Raw genomic sequence first — 19,018 nt, 5'->3', positions numbered from 1 at the left:
CGCCCGCCTGTACCACGTGGTCACCTCCCCGGACGCCTACTTCGGCGCGCACGGCAACCCGGCGCTGATCCCACAGATCTGGCGCGGCGGCCTGGGCGTGTGGGGCGGCATCTTCTTCGGAGCGCTGGCCGCCGCCTGGATGGTGCACCGCCGGGGGCTGCGGTGGGCGCCGTTCGCCGACGCCGTCGCCCCGACACTGCTGGTGGCTCAGGCCATCGGCCGGCTGGGCAACTGGTTCAACCAGGAGCTGTTCGGCTCCCCGACCACCCTGCCGTGGGGGCTGCGCATCGACGACGCGCATCTGCCGGCGGGCTATGCCTCCGGCACCCTGTTCCACCCCACCTTCCTGTACGAGGCGCTGTGGAACCTGGCCGGCGCCGTCTTCCTGGTTTGGTTGGAGCGGCGGCTGCGGCAGCGTGACGGCGCCGTGGGTGGGCGGCTGCTGTGGGCCTACGTGATGGTGTACACGGCCGGCCGCGTGTGGATCGAGTGCCTGCGCATCGACGAGGCGCAGCTGATCGCCGGCCTGCGGTTGAACGTGTGGACCTCCATCCTGATCTTCCTGGTGGGACTGGTCTGCTTCATCGTGACTTCGCGTCGGCCGCTCAGCGACGAAGTGTCTCGCGTGGGAGGTTCGTCGTAGGGGCGAGAGTCATTTAGGCTTGCCCCATGCGCAGAGCGAAGATCGTATGCACCCTGGGGCCCGCCACCGACTCACCCGAGCAGGTGCAGGCGCTCGTGGACGCCGGCATGAACGTGTGCCGCATCAACCGTTCCCACGGCCGTGCCGAGGACCAGGAGGAGGTCATCGCGCGCGTGCGCGCCGCGGCCGAGGCCTCGGGACGCGCCGTCGCGATCCTGGTGGACCTGCAGGGCCCGAAGATCCGCCTGGGCAACTTCGTGGACGACCAGAAGGTCATGCTCAACAAGGGCGACGAGTTCACCATCACCACCGACGACGTCCTGGGAACCGTCAAGCGCGTCTCCACCACCTTCAAGGGCCTGCCCGGGGACTGCCGTCCCGGCGACCGGCTGCTGATCGACGACGGCAACGTGGCCGTGCGCGTCACCGCCGTGACCGATACCGACGTCGTAACCCGCGTGGAGGTACCCGGGTACGTCTCCAACCACAAGGGCATCAACCTGCCGGGCGTGGCCGTGTCCGTGCCCGCCCTGAGCGAGAAGGACCGCGAGGACCTGCGCTGGGCGCTCAAGATCGGCGCCGACCTCATCGCTCTGTCCTTCGTGCGCAACGCTGAGGACATCAAGGACGTCCACGAGATCATGGACGAGGTCGGCGTGCGCATCCCGGTGATCGCCAAGATCGAGAAGCCGCAGGCCGTGGAGAACCTGATGGACATCGTCTCCGCCTTCGACGGCATCATGGTCGCCCGTGGTGACCTCGGTGTGGAGATGCCGCTGGAGGCGGTGCCGCTGGTGCAGAAGCGCGCCATCGAGCTCGCCCGCCGCCAGGCCAAGCCGGTGATCGTGGCCACCCAGGTGCTGGAGTCGATGATCCAGAACCCGCGCCCCACCCGCGCCGAGGCCTCCGACTGCGCCAACGCGATTCTCGACGGCGCCGACGCCGTCATGCTCTCCGGGGAGACCTCCGTGGGCGCCTACCCGATCGAGGCCGTGCGCACCATGGCCAATATCATCGAGAACGTGGAGGAGAACGGCGGCGAGCGCATCGCCCCGCTGGGCTCCTACCCGCAGACCCGCGGCGGCGCCATCACCCGGGCGGCCGCCGAGATGGGCGAGCAGTTGGACGCCACCTACCTGGTGACCTTCACCCAGTCCGGCGACACCGCCCGCCGCCTGTCCCGCCTGCGTTCAACCATCCCGCTGCTGGCCTTCACGCCACTGCGCTCCACCCGCAACCAGCTGTCGGTCTCCTGGGGCGTGCAGACCTACGAGGTGCCCGAGGTCAAGCACACCGACGACATGGTCGATCAGGTGGATGAGGTGCTGCAGGCCAAGCACCTGGCCAAGCCGGGCGACGAGGTGATCATCGTCGCCGGCATGCCGCCGGGCACGCCCGGCTCCACCAACTCCATCCGCGTCCACACGGTGGGGGAGACCACCGACTACCGGGTGTGACGACTTCCTCCCCCACGTCATCTCCATGGCTTAACGCTCGGGGACCACGCTGATAAGAGTGGTCGCCGGGCCTTCCTGGCAGGCGTATCCACCTCCAGGAGTGTTTTAATAAGGAGAGCCTCCGACCTAACGACAGTGTCGGCATCCTTTCCATCGTGATGCCATCGCCCGCCTGTGCGGCGCCGTTCTGGCTGAGCAGACCGACGAGTGGACCGAACACGACCGCTACCTCTTGCTGGAAGTCTTGCAATGCTGCAAGCAAGACCTCACACCGGACTTAACCGCTATCGAATCCGTACAACAGTTACAACAGATGCGTATCGTAGAGGTCTGGCGCGGATCACGGAGAGGGGCTACACTCGTCGTATGGACCTGAGCCCCTGTCATATTGTCCTGTTCGCGAGAGCCCCTGTGCCCGGACGTACAAAAACGCGGCTTGCCCGCGACCTGGGTGACGTCGCTGCTGCGCGAGTAGCGGCAGCGATGCTAAATGACATATGCGCGACCTTGAGATCATCCGGTCTGTCGAACAAGACGTGCTGCTACGAAGGTGATCGTCGAGCAATTGTCGCACACGTTGACGCGGACTTCGAACTACGAAAACAAACGCAAGCGACACTAAGTGCGCGCCTAATATCGGCGCTCTCGCTTAAGCGTAAACTATTGCTGTTGCTGGCAGACGTGCCACAAGTCTCCGTCCCAATGATCAACGAGGCGGTGACACATCTACAATCCCCTAAGACGGCCTATATAGGCCCGGTTGAGGATGGCGGGGTATGGTGCGTCGGGCTAAATGACGTCGACCCATCTTTCCTGGATAAGATCGACATGGCGTCAAAGACATTTGCGGTAGATGTAATTCGCGCATTACCGAACGGAGTATATACGAAACTTGGTCAAAGGTTGCGGGACATAGATACGGTAGGAGACGCTCGCGCCATTGCTGAAACTTACCCGAGCCTAAAGGCTGCTACGATAATAGCAAACGCGATTACATAACGGCGGCCAACGGGGCAAGGCTCTACCAAGAATTGTTAACTTGGAGGACACATGAAGATCGCCTATGTACGGTCTTATACTTCTACAGACTATCACAATGCGAAAGCGTCGAGTGACGCCATTGGATATGGACGCACGTGCTCGCTTGTGCTCGAGCGCGAACTCGGAAAGCTACCTTCGACGGAATTGATAACGGTGGCAACGCCGGATGACGTGAGCCTAGAACGTACGTCATGGAACATGCGTCAAATCGCACAGTTAATCGACGTCGTGAAACGTGACAAGATTGATGCCGTATTCTTGTTTCATTCGACGACCCCCGACGCGGCATTCGTTAGGAGGAACCTCGACGAGATCGGATTTCAAGGGGCTTTAGTAGGGTATACGCATGGATCGCACTGGGACCCGAGTGACACATTTCGACACGACAATCATCCGAAATTAAAATGGGAAGACCTCGGTCTTCTATTATCGATGGACAGGATTCTGCTTGCAAGCGAATATATTCGAACGCGCATAGCCGCGAGCGTACAGGCGGAAGCTGTCGGCGCCCTAAGCGAGTTCCTTACGAACTCACGTGTCGTCGGCATCCCTATAGATATTGAGGGAATTGACCGGAATCGGGAGCTTGCCAGGAGCGCTTCGCCTCGTTTGCTATTCAATCATTCCTTTGTATCTTCAAAGGGTGCGGATGAGTTCATCGATATGCTTCCAGTTTTGCTCGAGCAAAACAAAGCGCTAAGCGTTGACATTACACGAGCCCCGATTCCCGGATCTCAGACTGAAGGCCGTCTACGTACGGTATGCTCGAAGTACGGTCAGCGAGTGAGGGTGCATGAGGGCCTCGATCCGAGTGCCTACGCCTCATTACTGTGGCAGTGCACGCACCAGGTGTCGACAGCTACTCATGAAACGTTCGGGGTTGCGACGGCGGAGGCAATGGCCGCAGGCGTCGCATGCTTAGTGCCTGATCGCGCTGTGTATCCTGAGCTCGTGGGCAGTTCGACAAAGGAGGCGATATACGATCCTTCTTTCAAACTCCAGAGGCTAACTGAGTGGCTTGCCATGGACGAAGCGACCCGGCGAGACATTGCGACGCGTCAATACAATTCTGTCCGTAGCCGCTTTAATGGGCGTGCGGTGGCGGCTGCTGTTGGTGAGGTAATTAGAGAATGCATCCTAACGTAATGCTTGATTACACGCGGAGCGATGGTGTGTCAGTGCAGGCGTCAGATCGTGCACTCCGCTGGGTCAGTGAAGTACTTGGACCGCTGCGGCGCATCGACTTTCGAACGACTCGAAAATGGGGATTCTCGGTATCGACTTTTGCGCTGAGGTCCAACGAGTCCTTAGGTATCGGTGATTTGGATGATTTGCGTAAGTGTATGGACACACTTGGTCAATTGGGCGCGGAGTTCTGCACAATCAACCCGTTAGGGCTGTGGTCATCACGAAGTCCGTACGAACACTACCCCTATGCTCCAGGCAGTCGTATACTGATCGATCCTGTCCACGTGTCAATGGCGTCTGCTGGAATTAAAGCGACGGGGCCAGCGCCAAAAAGTTGGAAAGAAGCGCGGTGCAGGAAGATCGCCCTCATTCATCGACTTGTCGCAGAGAATCCGCAGATCCTTCGGCAGGACGAGTTCCGAAAATGGGCGACAGAAGGGACAACGCGTGCTCAGCGAGAGGCTCTATTTGCTCTCGAACGCAAGAGCCGTGGTATCGAGCCACATTACGACGAGTTGAATGGGATGACTGACGATGAGTTGCTCGGCGCGGGCCTTGGGCCATATTGGTGGACACAATATGAAGCGGAACGTCAGCTTGAAATTGCGCGAATGATGATGCCTGTGTACGGTGACTTGCCGGTCGGCGTTGCAAGTCCTGGACTTGACGCGGAGATGTGGCCACATAGCATCCTTACTGGTGCAAATCTGGGTGCGCCGAGCGATGCGGACCATTTGAAACCGCAGGCGTGGGCGGTTCACGGGTGGGATCCCCGTGGCCTAGCGCGCGACGGCTATGTGCCATATCGGCAAACGCTCGAAACCAACTTGAAATTCTACTCGGGGTTACGCGTCGATCATGCTCTGGCCCTGGGACGGCAGTATATCGTCCCCATCGCCGGAGATACATTTGACGGGGTGTATGTAAGGTCAGATACGTTGGCCTTGACCGAACTATTGGTTAGTCATGTTTCTCCGGATGGAATGCCATATTTGTACTTGGAGCTTATCGGAACGCCGTTTGATGAACTTGAAGCATTTGTGTCGTATCACGGTCTCCCGCGATACAGGCTGCTGTTGGCGGACTTCGATCAGCGTATAGATAGGAAGGATCTTGTGGCGCTCACCAATCACGACACGCCGACGCTCAAGGGGCTATGGACGCGTTGCGACCTAGCGATGCAGCACTCTCTTGGGTTTCACGGGGACGACGCAGCACTGAATCAGCTGTTGGAACGCACGATGGAGTATGTTGGGGGGGCGGCGTGCTTTTCGGAGTATCAGAACGCGTTATATGAACGACTATCCGGATGTGGCGCGGACCGGGTGACCGCTCACCTCGAAGACATGCTGGGTATGGAGTATAGACTTCATTATCCCGGCCACGCCAAGGGGCCGGACTATCAAGCGCCCCACCCCCGCACGATCGAACAATGGCGATCGGATGGACGCGTGCGGGAACTATGTGAGATATTGTCGACTAGACGTGGGATGTGATGTTGTGCGTTACTTATATTCGGGTGATGGCTGGGATGTTGAGTCGTTGGTCGACGCGGTACGCGCGAGACATGCTGATGGTAGGGGAAGCGGACTCGGCAGCGATGCCTTACGACTGGCTGAGGAGAAGGCTGCTCGCGAGCTCGTGATGGAACCCGCGTCGGTGGTGATGACATCGTCCGGGACCGGCGCTCTGACCGCGGCCGTGTGCGCGATTACTGAGAAGCAAGGTGCTGGAGAGGTGTTGGTTCCGGCATTTGGTTGGACTTCAGTCGCGAGCGTGTTTCTAGTCATGGGCTGGAGCGTGAGGGTAGTGGACGTTGGGAGACACTCTTTGGTGCCCGGTGCCGCAGAGTACCTGCGTGCGATGACAGAAAAAACAAGCGCATTGGTTGTCACGCATATGCGAGGAATGCCAAACCCGGATTTGTCTGGAGTCCGTCAAATATGCGATGAACGTTCGTTGTTGTTGATTGAAGACTGCGCCCAGGCATGGGGCGTAACTGTTTCGAGTCGAAAGGTTGGAACCTTCGGCGACTTTTCAGTATTTAGTTCGCAGGAAAACAAACTGATTTCGACCGGCGAGGGAGGGATATGCGTGAGCGAGCGCAAGGAATGGAGTTCGCTCGTACGGCGCGTTTGCGGATACAGATCTGAGCGCAAGGCGACAACGTTGAATCTTCGTATGTCCGACATGCAAGCGGAGATATTCGTTCGGGAACTGGGTGCGCTTGACTCGCGTATCTTCAGGTTGCGCGAACTTCAAAACTTGATTCGACGAGAGTTCGACGCCTACCTCGAGACTCGTGGGCGTAAACGCGAGATACTCGGCTCTTATGAGGGCAGCAACGGACAAGCGGTGTGTGTTTTGCCCGCGGGCAAGAAGGATATGGAGTTACTCCGTTCGAAGTTACGGAAATATCAGGTTCGCCACTACACGCCGTGCATGGAGGGCGATCCCCATCAGGCTCGGCACTGGGTCGCGGCCGACAAACCTCTTGCTGGTTTGGACAGTATTTCTAACTATGTGGACATACCAATTCCTTTAGTCTCCAATATTGGCGAGCGCGACTACTATGTCGCGTGTGTACGCAATGCGATTTGGGAGGTGCTTCGTGATGATGGTGCTTGGGATTAATACAGGGTTGGCCGCGTCGCACGATGTTAGTGCCTGCCTTGTAGATGGTACAGGGCGTGTGTTAGCGGCGATCGAAGAAGAGCGTCTGACGAGGGTGCGCCATGCGCCCTCCGCATCGCCGCTGAATGCGGTTGCCTCGTGTATACAAGAAGCAGGCATAAGCTGGCACGATGTGAGCCATGTTGCGGTCGGATGGGATGAGCCTCGATTGTGGAAGCGTGCTGGTCGCGGCAACCGCTCTGGTCGCGACATGCTAGACGAGCTTGGCGCGCCTCCGGATGCTAAGCCGGAGATAATATTCGTGCCCCATCACGAGGCGCATGCGTGGAGTGTTGCGCCGCTGTCGCCGTTTGACTCGTGTATAGTGTACGTCCTCGACGGGAATGGTGAGTATGAGAGTACCAGCGTATTTCGGTATGAGAATGGTTCGGGGGTGCCATCACTGAAGCTTGAGGCTCGAATGCCGCGCGCGTCGAGTCTTGGTTATCTCTTCGAGGCAACCAGCGAATGGTTGGGATTAGGACGGCTTGCTTCAGGAAAGACGATGGGGCTCGCCGCGTATGGAAGGGGCCGCGAGCTGACGTGGCTCGACTCGGAAATTGTGCGCTGGCACCCCGGTGAACAGTGGACCTTCTTCGGAGGCGATCCAAAGCTAGATTATGACGAACTTCAAGCCATGTGGAGTTCGGCCATCTCGGAGCGCTTCGGTGGGCCGATGAGACGCCATGATATATTCGAGTTGCATCGTTGCGAGCGTGCTATCAACGCGGCTTGGGCTGCGCAAAACACCGTTGAACAGGCAATCACACGGCTTGTGTCCTATTTCCGTGAGAAGACCGGCGTGCTGGAGGCGTGTTTCGCCGGTGGTGTCGCGTTGAATTGCGCTGCGACCGGGCGCTTGTCGGGGCCAAGATTTACTCCGCCGTGGCCGCATGACGGGGGCGTCGCGATCGGCGCCGCTTGGGCCGTTGTTAGACCACGGCGCGCAACAGCGACGCCGTTTCTTGGGCCTCGCCCGGCGACGGAGAGCTCACGTAAGGAGGATTACGGTACGGTGCATGAGTTCGACGCCGCCGATATTGCCGATAGGTTGATGGCACATCAAATTGGCGCGGTGTGTTCTGGACGCTCGGAGTTCGGGCCGCGCGCGCTTGGAAACAGGTCGATTATCGCGTTGCCGACAGTTCCGGAGATGCAAGACAATGTGAATTTGCGTAAAGGACGGGAGCCTTGGAGACCATTTGGGCCCGCGACGACCAGTAGCGGCTCGGGACTTTGGGAGGACATCAGCTTCCTCGACAAGTATATGGTTGGCGCGGCGGCGATGACCGATGTCGGACGACGACTATTGCCGGCGGTTGCGCACGTCGACGGAACAACGAGGCCCCAAGCGATTGACCCGCGGGAAACTAGTCCCTTTGCGAGTATTGTGTTAGAAATGGAGCGACGCGGGGTGCCAGCGGTACTTAACACCAGCTTCAATGGCCCTGGTGAACCGATTATCCAGACGGCGACAGAAGCCTTGAGCGCGTTCCGGGCACAACAACTCGATTTTCTCGTGCTCGACGACAAGGTCGTGACGACGTGATGATGAGTCGTCGCGATGTCGGCCTGTTCGCATTTGCTCGCGGTGTGAGCAATTTTGGCGGCAACGGAGCACACGTTGCGCTGCTGATAGTTTTGGCCAATGAGGGGAGCTCCCACATCGGCTTCTACTTGGGCGCGGTGGCATTCGTTAGCGTTGCGTTCGCTCCTTTGAACGGGTTCCTTGCCGACCGCGTCGATGCGAAGCGAGTCTTGGTCACATGCGATTTGCTTTGCGCCGGATGTTTCCTCGTGCTGGCCCTTTCAGGGGGCCGGGCCGAGTTTATTACTCCGTGCGGTGTAATGTCGGCGCTGTTCGAGGGCCCGTCGAACATCGCGGGCGTTGCCGCAATCGGCCGGCAGAGCGGTGATCGGGTGACCCAAGCGTTCGGGGCTGTCGAATCGGCGCGGAATGTGGGAAATGTCGTTGGGCCGGCAGCGTCGGCAATATTGGTTTCATCATTTGGTCCTGGATTCGCCTTTGGAACGAACGCGCTGACGTTTGCGTTGTCTGCGTGTGTGATTTCGTTTATCAGCGGCTTCCCCGCCTCGCTGAATGGGCCTCGGCGAGACCGAGTTGCTGTATTCGGTACACTGATGCGCTATCGGGGGTTGATGCGGCTCATCATCGCTTGGATCGCCGTCGCTGGTGTAGCGTCGCTGGTGGTTGTGGCAGATCCGTTTAGGGCCGCCGAAGCGTCGAAGAGCGACGACTGGTCAGGATTACTCGGAACGGTGCTAAGTGCACGTGCATTGGGTGCGCTCTGTGGATCTGTGATTGTCACGTCGAGCTGGAAGATGCGCGGTGGGGCTTTTACCGAAGTTGGCCTTGTTGCGATGAGCCTGTCACTTGTGGGCATGGGCGCGACGGATTATGCGGCCGTGATGGTTTGCTGCTCGTTCCTATTCGGATGCGGCGATTCTTTCGCGTTTGTTGGCAGGGTTACGTTGGTGAGTGAGATGGTGGATAGCGGAGCGCTCGGCAGAGCTCAGGCGGCCTTCGATGCGGTGGTTGGGTGTGTACTGACGGTGGCGCCATCTATTGGGGCTCTCGTGATCGGTGGACTCGGTGCCGCCACTGCGCAGTTGGTTTCCAGCGGCGTGTTGCTGGCGTCGGCATTGTGGATCTTTCTCTCGATATTGCAGGGTAATGCGGTGATGGCACGTCGTCTGGAAGGAACGGACTCGTGACGTTATTAGTTGCAGGCTACGGCCGGATTGCAGAAGAAGCGTGGAGCGAGCACATTCGGCGGGGCGGAGTTTTGGCGCAGACGTTCGGTAAGGTGTGCATTGCTGAGCCTTGTCCGTCGGCGCGTATGCGTGCGCGCAGGTGTGTCGAGTCCGACCATGTTGTTGGTGACATTGTTACCGCGTGTAACGCTTTCGATTGTGACTCGGCGCTGGTGCTGGCCCCGCCGAACATTTCAGTGAAGATGGTTGAGCAGCTACTTGAGTTGGGAGTGCGGCGGTTGCTGGTGGAAAAGCCGTTCACATTGAATCCGGAAGAGTTGGATTGCGTTGACCACTTGGCCGAACGCTATGCGGCGTCGATATCGGTTGTGCAGAATTACTTGTATCGTCCGGACCTCGCTTTTGCTATAAGTGCTATACGTGACGGAGTCATCGGAACCCTTCTGGGCGGGGAGCTCTCGACTGTGGACTGCGCGCCGTGGGCTGGTTGGGGAGCTGAGGCAGACTGGCGTGTGAAAGCAAGTTCCAACCCACAAGGTGTGCTTGGTGACAAGGGATACCACTTGCTGTACATCGTTGATGCACTGACGAGGGGGTGTTCTCTACAACATCGCCTCACGGACGATCGGCGGGAGTGGCGTGCAGCAGCATGTCGGGAAGGTGTTCGGTGGGTGCTGAGAGCGAGTTGGCGGGCGCGCGAGGGCGAGGGGGACCACTATACGTTCCGTGGAGACAAGGGATCGATTTCGATACTCGGCACAGATTTAGGTAAGGTCACGATTCGCTCGTTGGGGTTAGAAAGTTGCCGTGAGTTCCGCGTCTGGGGTGACGACTGGTGGGGGTATCGCGGGGTGATTTCCGATTTCATTCTGGGCATGAGTGAGAGCTGGCGGCGCCATATTGACGTTGCCAACATGATCTCAGGAGGATGCCGATGATACGTTGCTATGTCAGGGTCTCTCGGACGGGAAACTCGCTCCGGCGTCCGCACGGTTTTTGGCCTGGCCCTTGCGTTGAGAGTTTGTTCGAGGCATTGGTAATATCGCGCGTCGCTACTCGGTGCACGGTCATAGTCCCGGATGTTACAACTGCCGGTCTGGTCAGGCCGCTAATTCCTGCGGAGCTTGACTGCACTGTGGTTGTGAGTGGCATATATGGGAACTCCGAGTCATATTACTACGCGCTAATGCTGGCTTTAGACGAGGCGGAGCCGGCAGATGTGGTGTACATGGTCGAGGATGATTATCTGCACTCGGGTCCGATCGGCGATTATATCGCCGATGGCTATAGCCTCAACCCGGCGGGTTATGTCACGCTATACGACGACCCTCTGTATTACTTCGTGAGTGCGGATGTCCCAGCGCCGGAACGGAGCACGGTTATTCACGTCGGCAGCGAGTCGCACTGGTGTGACTCGAGCTCGACGACCATGACCTTCGCGGCAGCGGCGTGGGTGCTTAGGCGTGATTGGAGACTTCATTGCGACTGCCTAGTGCTGAACAGCAAACCGCGTGATCGCGAGATGTGGGATAGCCTCGGCCGTGAGGGACATAGGCTCATCAGGCGAATTCCAGGTGCCGCGAGTCATGTCGAGATCACGGCCGCGGGTATGTACAGTGATACGTTCCGTCCGGACACACGGCGGGGTGCTCAAGGTTCGAGGTGGAGCACCACAATTGGCCCCCAAGACACGCCATTGATTTTGTGTAGTAGGTCGCTGCGCCGCGATTCCATGGGTACCGTTGCGCGGTATGGCAATGTGATCGAGTGGTGTGACGACGAGCATGTGCTCGGCCAGGCGGATTACGCTGTCATAACGGCGGCTGATAAGGCGCTGTTTGATTCGTCTACGCGCGCTCGCGCACATTCAATAAGGGCAGTATTTATCGAGGATATGAAACATCGCGGTCGGTTATACGGTGGTCGAGATTATCCGTTGGAGATGATCGATCAGGTGATGAATCGTACGCGCTTGGGAGGAGAGCACTAGATGAAGCGAGCGGTGTTCGTGTGTCCAGGTATCGGTGGCCAGGTTGCAGGCGGAGGCTGGGCATTATATCGAAGCGTAGCGCTTGTGCTTCAGCACTTGGCTGAGGAGGTTGTGGTCCTTGGTCCGGCTGGGCCGATGGACGGCATTGGCGGCGCAGCGGTTACGACATCGGACGGCGTATTAAGCTGTCTTGACATGCTGTCTCCCGACTTGATAGTAAAGGCGGCGGGTTCTTTGAGTCCGGAAGAGGACGAGAGGCTGGACCGGGGATTGATGGACACGGGATGTGACCGTCGGACTAGTGTTGTCTATTTCGACTGCGATGCGCCGTCGAGAATCCCGATGCTGTGGTACCAGCCGTCTTACTACTTGTCGAAGCTCCTTCAGGAAGGAGTGCCGGTCGTCCTATGGGGCGGTGGCGCTCGCGCCGTGCATGGCTACCGTTCGGCGGGCGCCGACTCCGTATATTACCTTCGTCCCCCTTTGCTCTATTGCGGCTTAGCACATGCGATCAAGTGTTGGGGTATTGAATCGGCTAATCCTTGCAAGAAGGTGGTGGTCAGTGACGTGTCCTCTGGTGATGAGAGGCGTGAGCGCGTCGACCAATTGCTCGCTGATGCGAGTAGCTGTGGTGTTGGAACGCGTGTCGTGGACCAGCGTGTGGACCCGTCACGGTGGCTAAGTGCGGTGGCCGATGCAGGTATGGTGCTCAACCTACTGCGGTCTGATGTGCAGGGATTCTCCGACTTGTCGGCGTCGCGGGTATTTGAGGCGGTGGCGTGCGGCGCAGTTCTAGTGTCCGAATGGTATCCGGGAATAGATGCGGTGGTCCCCGAGCCATTTCGTATATCCCTTCCCAGCGATCTTCGAGGTTGGCAGAGGTTGTCAGATATCTCCGAGGCTGAGCTGTCTTTGAAAGTAAGAGGAGCGAGGCGGTATTTGGAATGCGGTGCTAGGGAGGCGTTTGTGCATGCGGTCAGCGTGTTTGGCGGGCTTACGCCGGAAAGGAGTTGCGGATCATGGGTATGAAGCACGCACTTGTTACTGGCGGTGCTGGGTTTATAGGATTCCATCTTTCAAGGCGACTACTGATGCAAGGATGGCGCGTTACATGTGTTGATGATCTGTCCACGGGTAGTGTAGATAATGCGCAAACGCTCGTGAGTAGATACCCGAATAACTACGTGTGGCACAACGCGGACATTCGTGAAGACTTATGCTGGTTAGAGGAACGGTATGAGGTCGTATACAACTTGGCGTCGCCGGCGTCGCCTATGCGCTACGTCGATTGTCCGATCAAGACGATCGAATCTAATGTTGTTGGGGTTGCCAATGTCCTTGAAATCGCTCAGCGAGACTCTGCGATCCTGGTTCAGGCGTCTACTAGCGAGGTATATGGCGATCCGACTGAGCATCCACAATCGGAACGGTATTGGGGCAACGTGAATCCGGTCGGCCAACGATCGTGTTACGACGAGGGAAAAAGGGCCGCCGAGGCAATGGTGTCTGCCTATCGTCATGAGCGGGGAGTAGAAGGTAGGGTGGTTCGCATCTTTAATACATATGGTCCGAGGATGCGTCTGGACGATGGACGTGTGGTATGTAGTTTCATTCGTAACGCGCTCGATGGGGTCCCTCTTCGTATTCACGGAAACGGAGGCCAAACGAGAAGCTTCTGCTACGTCGACGATACGGTGCGCGCGTTGGTGCTCGCAGGAGATCCCGTGATTGACTGGCCTGAAGTGGTTAACGTTGGCAATCCGCACGAAATTTCGATCCGGCGATTAGCGGCCGAGGTTCTCCGCCTGGTCGGAGGAGCGCCGGACTCAGTCGAGTATGAACCGGCACCGATTGCGGACGACCCACGACGGCGGTGCCCCGACATTCGGCTCGCAAAAGAGGTTCTCGGTTGGATGCCGAAGGTCGGGCTTCGAGAAGGCCTGGTCGAGACGCTTGAATACTATATGAGTTGTGCCGATGTCAACTGGCGCAAGGATGCTAATGAACTGGAATGATCGAATGTATGAACGCGAAGTGCTTGAATACGTACAGTCAATTTCGCCGTCGCTCCGGGGACGTTTCATCGTGGACGATGATGTCGAGTGTCGTGAGATAGGCGATGGTAACCTGAATCTTGTGTTTTTGCTTCGTGACTCACGGGGCGACGCGCTCTGCGTAAAGAGGGCACTCCCATATGTCCGCATGGTCGGAAGGGGGTGGCCGCTTGACGTTAACCGTGTAGATCGTGAGCATATGTCATTGAACATCTTCGGGAAGGTTGCGCCCGGCTCGGTCCCGACAGTGTACGCCGGCGACGCTGCTCGGCATACGATAGTCATGGAGGCGTTGTTGCCGGGTGAGACCGCTCGTTCTCGTTCGGTTGAGGGTCTCGAGTGCCCGGGAATCGGAGAAGCGATCGGTTCTTTCATCGGGACAATAGCGCGTGATTGTTCTCCGGCCGGCGTCCGCGCTCTAGGATATGATCCGGACAATCCAGAATTTCGTAACGAGAATATGTCGGATATTACCCGCGCGTTGGTGTTCGAGGAACCATATTCGGATTCTGCATCGAGGAATTGGTTTCCGCAGGAACTTGCTGAGAGCGTGGCGCGTTTCCGTAGCTGTTCGGCGGTTGTTTCGGCGGCGTTGCACGCTCGCGATATCTTTGAAAATAAGCAGGAAGCGCTGATCCACGGTGATTTACATACCGGTTCGGTCATGAGACTGTCTTCGGGGGTTCATGTTGTTTTCGATACTGAGTTTTGCCGTTTTGGTCCGTCTATGTTTGACTTAGGTGTGTTCATGGCGAATGTGGTGTTCGCGGCTATTAGGGCCCGGCAGAATGCAGGTGTTGGATCCTGTTTGCGGTGGTTGCAAGAGGCGGAAAGCAGTTGGTCAAGGTTCGCAAGGACGACTGCGCTGTTGGGTGTTGACGACGAAGGAAGGAATAGGTCTCAAGAATACCTTCGAGAGTTGGGGGAGTTCTGTGTGGTTGAGCTAGCGCGGAGAGTGATCGGACTGGCCAAGGTTCCTGAGTTGGAAGACTTCCGCTCCCGGCAGGGCTGCGATGCGGGGCGGCGCGCGCTCAGGTGCGCGGAGTTCATCGCGGAGTGCGCCCAGGATGCAGAGTTGTCCATCGGCGCGTATATTGATAGCGTTCACTATGCTCTTGGCTTGGACGTTAGCTAATCGGGCTGTACGTTTCATGGCGTTGACTAGATTGTGTGTGTTGTGTGTTGCGGCGCGGGTTTAGTAACGGGAGTTTTCAGGTGATGGTGTTGGTGGATTCGCGGGCTGGTGCGCTTAGAGCGTTGATGACGCGTTTTGTTTGTTGAGCGTCGTCGCGATTCTCGCTATTTGTTCGCTGTTGATGCATATTGCGGATTCTTCGAGTGGCGTCATTTTTTGGATGAGTTGCTTTATGCTGATTGCCGGACGCGTCCGGCGCACGGGCCGCTGCGAAGGATGGGGTGATGACGGTCGGTTTGGGTTCGGGCGGTGTTTTCGCACGGTTTGGGCGGATGATGGGCGTTACACCCCGGCTGTTTGGTTACGATCTGTGCAGCCGTGGTGTTTGACACGGTATGCACCGCGAGGATGTAGTCGCAACAGCTCTGACGCAAAAGGGCACACACTTGGCATCCGATGCACACCACACAACCTGCGCGGCATCGGCGAGAAGGTCCGGTTCCGACGCAACGGCGCTTAAGCTAGTGTTCGTTAGGTATTGTCTGGCCGGATTACGCAACTGTGTACAGTGGGATTTTTCTTGGGGTCTCGGGTGAGGCTTGGAGTCGGCGCTTCGTCGGCCAGTGATATCTGACGGGGTTCGGCGGGAATGTATACTGGCACTATGGGTCGCAACAGGATAGCTCAGCGTAAAAGGTTCTCACAGAATTTTCTCGTCCGTGAAGGTGCGCGGAAACTAGTGAAGTATGTTCGCGATTTGAACGGCGCGTTAGTATACGAAGTGGGGACTGGTGGCGGACTGGTGACTGAGTATTTGTCTAATAGTGCTAGGTGGGTCAATTCGTATGAGATCGATAAGCATTGGGCGCAGAAGGCTAGGTCGGCTCTGAGTTCTCGAGATAATGTTCGCGTGTATTGTGCGGATTTCCTGCAGGAAGCCGCTCCTGATGACTCGTTTATCGTCGTAGGGAATGTCCCCTTTTCGATTACAACTCGGGTCTTGTACTGGGTTCTGAATGCTCGGGCGCTAGAGTCTGCCACTTTGCTGGTGCAGGATGAGGTCGCAAGGAAACGTTGTGGTGACTATGGTCGCTGGAGTAAGTTGACTATAGAGTCATGGCCAACGCACAAGTGGGAGCTCGGAGTCAAGTTTCCTGCTCGTCTTTTTCGGCCGGAACCGTCAGTCGATGCGCGGATTATGTATATATGTCAGCGTAAGCGCTATCTATTGTCTGGCGACGACCTGTCGCGATACTATTCGCTGGTTGACATTGGTTTCGAGGGGCGTGGGGGGAGCCTTCTTAATTCGATATGTCTAGCAGGTCTTGTTCCTCGTCGCAATTTGGCTGTCGTCGCATCCCGCGTCGGTATATCCACCGATACCCCAGTTGGTTTGGTCTCTCCAGAACAGTGGCTAGACCTGGTGGCGTATCTGCCTTCCATGTGAAAGGGGTCTCTGTTTCTTTGTCAGTGGGCGGGCGGTGTTTGGGTGTTGAAGGCCTCGCGTGAGTTATCGGCGTGAACGTGTTTCTCAAGATCGTGGTTTCGGTTGGTGTGGGTGCGGGAAAGTAGGGGCGATTATGGTCTAGGATTCTTATTCGGGCGGTGCATGATATTTGCGACTGAATGTGCGGCTCGTTAGAACACGTTCTCCGTGAGCAAGACTCTGCACGATTAGTTGTGGCCTTTGTAGTGGTTGTAACGGGGTGGCTGCTCTGGACGTCGGGGTGGTCACCGCGTGATCCTCGAGTTCATCTTTCTGAGCATGTTCAGTGGTCTGTGTATGCCTTGATAGGTGAGGGCTGGCCCTGATGTGGGTTGCTGATGAGAAGAATACCGTTCCGCGGGAGACTGCCGATTGTGGGCGACGAGACTCATCTCAGGTGCCCGCGAAAGAGGTTCGGTGCCTCATCTGGAACTGCCGGCGAGAGTCGCGGATGGTGGCGGGCATGGGGAGTGGGTTGTCAATGGAGGTCAGGGCGTAGATCACTAGGAAGTACGCGGGGGGCGTATGCCAAGGCGTCTAAGAAGGACAAGGGGAGGATGCTGGATGAGGTGTGCGCGGTGGCCGGTTGGAGTCGGGGCAATGCCAGGCGGCGCCTGAGGGCGGTGGCCAAGCGCCCTCCTGGCGCAGGTAAGTCTCAGCGGCGTGCCCGGGTGCGTAAGTACTCCTACGACGCGTTCAAGGTCTTACAGCGTGTGTGGGCGGTCAGCGGTGGGCAGTGAGGCAAATACTTGAAGGTGAACTGCACCGGGTTTGATGGAGGCAGTGAACGCACGGAAGGATCACTGCCGGGAGTGCTCAGAGGAAGTATCCCGAGGAGCTGCGGGAGCGGGCCACCAGGATGGCTGTGGAGGCCCGTAGGGACCCCGAGAGGTCTAAGGGGGCGATCCGCAGGATCGCCGATGAACTGGGTGTCCACCCCGAGGCGCTGCGCACCTGGGACACAGGAGGCCGAGATCGACGCAGGCGCCCGCCCGGGAACCACCACATCCGATGCCGAGCGGATCAGGCAGCTGGAGAAGGAAGTACGCGAGCTGCGCAGGGCTAACGGGGATCCTGCGCAAGACGGTGCGCGTATGTATGCGGCTCTTCCGGTTTGAGGGTGTGGTGGTGGGGTAGTCGCGGGTGCGCGTGTCGGGGTGGTGGGTGTGGGTCGAGGTCCCCGATGATTGGGGTTGCTGAACACCACCGATCACGGAGACCTCGACATGGCCGAGACTACCTTCACTGTCCCTGATCTTGCTAGTTTCCTGGGCCTGGACAGCCTGGGACTGACCGCCACCGGCATGCGCATAGATGGCGGCAGTGCACTGGTGGAGTGCCGGCTGCAGGCCTTGGAGGAGGATGCGTTCTGCCGGGTCTGCGGGGCCCAGGGCGTGGCGGTGGGGACCGTGAGCAGGCACCTGGCGCACGTGCCGGTGGGCTGGCGGCCCACGCACCTGCTGGTCCGGTTGCGGCGCTGGCGCTGCCAGGGCTGCGAACGCGTGTGGCGTCAAGACTGCTCTAGAGCCGCGGCCAAGCGGGCTGTGTTGACCCGGGCGGCGGTGGACTGGGCGATCCGGGCCGTGGGGGTTGAGTTCATGTCCGTCTCGCGCGTAGCAGCGGCGCTGGGGGTGTCGTGGGACACCGAGGGCGACGCCATCCTGGAGCGGGCCAAGGACCGCTTGATCAATGATCCTGGACGTCTGAAGGGCGTGGAGGTCATCGGGGTGGACGAGCACGCCTGGCGGCATACCCGCAAGGGCGACCGGTATGTCACCGTCATCATTGACTTGACTCCGGTGCGCGATCGGACGGGTCCGTCTCGCCTGCTGGACATGATCGAAGGCAGGTCCAAGCAGGTCTTCAAGCAGTGGCTCCAGGACCAGTCCGAGACCTGGCGCAAGGGCGTGCAGGTGGTCGCGATGGACGGCTTCACCGGTTTCAAGACCGCCGCCGCCCAGGCCCTACCTGATGCGACCGAGGTCATGGACCCCTTCCACGTAGTAGCGCTGGCCGGGGACAAGCTCGATGAGTGCCGCCGCCGCACCCAGCGCGAGACCACCGGCCGTAGGGGCCGTAAGGAAGACCCCTTGTACAAGGCCCGCAGGCTCCTGCGCACCGGGGCGGGCCTGGTGGGCGACAGCGGCTGGGAACGTCTCGAACAACTGTTTGCCGACCCCCAGAACACGCCGGTAGAGGCCGCCTGGGCTGCGCATCAGAAGATCATGGCCGCCTACCGCGCCAAGACCCCCGCCCAGGGCAAGACCCGAATGGAGAAGGTGATGCAGACCCTCAAGACCGGCGTGCCTGACGCCCTCGAAGAGCTGAAGTCGCTGGGCAAGACCCTGGTCCAGCGGCGCGATGACATCCTGGCCTACTTCGATCACCCAGGCACCTCCAACGGCCCCACCGAAGCAGTCAACGCCCCGCCTGGAACACCTACGCGGCATCGCCCTCGGATTCAGAAACCTGGCCAACTACACCATCCGCAGCCTCATCCACGCCGGAGGCTTCAGACAACAGCTACTACACCCCTAAACCGGAAGAGCCATGTATGCGCCCCGGGCGGAGTGTGAGGCGCCGCTAGAGGTCATCGATTCATTCATTGATGACAA

14 protein-coding genes and 1 pseudogene are annotated in these 19,018 nt (G+C 58.6%); all 15 read left to right on the top strand.

From position 1 onward, the window contains the following. On the top strand, window positions 1–643 hold a 643-nt coding region (gene lgt, locus BN1056_RS12225; RefSeq protein WP_210581588.1), incomplete at its 5' end, for a prolipoprotein diacylglyceryl transferase. Between the two features lie 26 nt (window positions 644–669). Next, the gene (gene pyk / locus BN1056_RS12220) at window positions 670–2,100 is read left to right on the top strand and encodes a pyruvate kinase (RefSeq protein WP_210581586.1); all 1,431 of its coding nucleotides are present in this window, start codon (window positions 670–672) and stop codon (window positions 2,098–2,100) included. A gap of 249 nt (window positions 2,101–2,349) precedes the next feature. Further along, window positions 2,350–3,099 carry a TIGR04282 family arsenosugar biosynthesis glycosyltransferase gene (locus BN1056_RS15140; RefSeq protein WP_425306129.1) on the top strand — a complete coding sequence of 250 codons (750 nt, stop codon included), beginning with the start codon at window positions 2,350–2,352 and terminating at the stop codon, window positions 3,097–3,099. Window positions 3,100–3,150: 51 nt separating this feature from the next. Then, window positions 3,151–4,287, top strand: coding sequence for a glycosyltransferase (locus BN1056_RS12210; protein ID WP_210581582.1), 1,137 nt, complete (start codon window positions 3,151–3,153; stop codon window positions 4,285–4,287). Further along, entirely contained in the window at window positions 4,287–5,825 is a 1,539-nt protein-coding gene (locus BN1056_RS12205) for a 4-alpha-glucanotransferase (RefSeq protein ID WP_210581580.1), read from the top strand. Before BN1056_RS12210 ends, BN1056_RS12205 begins: the two co-directional genes overlap by 1 nt. Window positions 5,826–5,829: 4 nt before the next feature. Continuing rightward, a complete protein-coding gene (locus BN1056_RS12200; protein WP_210581577.1) occupies window positions 5,830–6,963 on the top strand; it encodes a DegT/DnrJ/EryC1/StrS family aminotransferase in 1,134 nt (377 codons plus the stop codon). Further along, window positions 6,944–8,551: a carbamoyltransferase C-terminal domain-containing protein gene (locus BN1056_RS12195; RefSeq protein ID WP_244671695.1), complete on the top strand. Its 1,608-nt coding sequence runs from the start codon at window positions 6,944–6,946 to the stop codon at window positions 8,549–8,551. Before BN1056_RS12200 ends, BN1056_RS12195 begins: the two co-directional genes overlap by 20 nt. Further along, the gene (locus tag BN1056_RS12190; RefSeq protein ID WP_244671694.1) at window positions 8,551–9,738 is read left to right on the top strand and encodes an MFS transporter; all 1,188 of its coding nucleotides are present in this window, start codon (window positions 8,551–8,553) and stop codon (window positions 9,736–9,738) included. Before BN1056_RS12195 ends, BN1056_RS12190 begins: the two co-directional genes overlap by 1 nt. Continuing rightward, window positions 9,735–10,676, top strand: a complete 942-nt coding sequence (locus tag BN1056_RS12185; protein WP_210581570.1) for a Gfo/Idh/MocA family oxidoreductase — start codon at window positions 9,735–9,737, stop codon at window positions 10,674–10,676. Before BN1056_RS12190 ends, BN1056_RS12185 begins: the two co-directional genes overlap by 4 nt. Window positions 10,677–10,924: 248 nt before the next feature. Further along, entirely contained in the window at window positions 10,925–11,728 is an 804-nt protein-coding gene (locus BN1056_RS12180; RefSeq protein ID WP_210581568.1) for a hypothetical protein, read from the top strand. Further along, a complete protein-coding gene (locus tag BN1056_RS15135; protein WP_425306128.1) occupies window positions 11,729–12,757 on the top strand; it encodes a glycosyltransferase family protein in 1,029 nt (342 codons plus the stop codon). It abuts the gene before it with no gap. Further along, window positions 12,748–13,743, top strand: coding sequence for a GDP-mannose 4,6-dehydratase (locus tag BN1056_RS12175; RefSeq protein WP_210581566.1), 996 nt, complete (start codon window positions 12,748–12,750; stop codon window positions 13,741–13,743). Before BN1056_RS15135 ends, BN1056_RS12175 begins: the two co-directional genes overlap by 10 nt. Beyond that, window positions 13,730–14,917, top strand: a complete 1,188-nt coding sequence (locus tag BN1056_RS12170; RefSeq protein ID WP_210581564.1) for a phosphotransferase — start codon at window positions 13,730–13,732, stop codon at window positions 14,915–14,917. Before BN1056_RS12175 ends, BN1056_RS12170 begins: the two co-directional genes overlap by 14 nt. A 649-nt stretch (window positions 14,918–15,566) precedes the next feature. Next, window positions 15,567–16,364, top strand: a complete 798-nt coding sequence (locus BN1056_RS15130; protein ID WP_425306127.1) for a ribosomal RNA small subunit methyltransferase A — start codon at window positions 15,567–15,569, stop codon at window positions 16,362–16,364. A gap of 1,265 nt (window positions 16,365–17,629) precedes the next feature. Next, a pseudogene (locus tag BN1056_RS12160) lies at window positions 17,630–18,941 on the top strand (ISL3 family transposase). Window positions 18,942–19,018 lie beyond the last annotated feature (77 nt).

This window comes from Actinomyces succiniciruminis (assembly GCF_900002405.1).
Lineage (GTDB): Bacteria > Actinomycetota > Actinomycetes > Actinomycetales > Actinomycetaceae > Actinomyces > Actinomyces succiniciruminis.
This window is presented reverse-complemented; position numbering and strand designations above follow the sequence as displayed.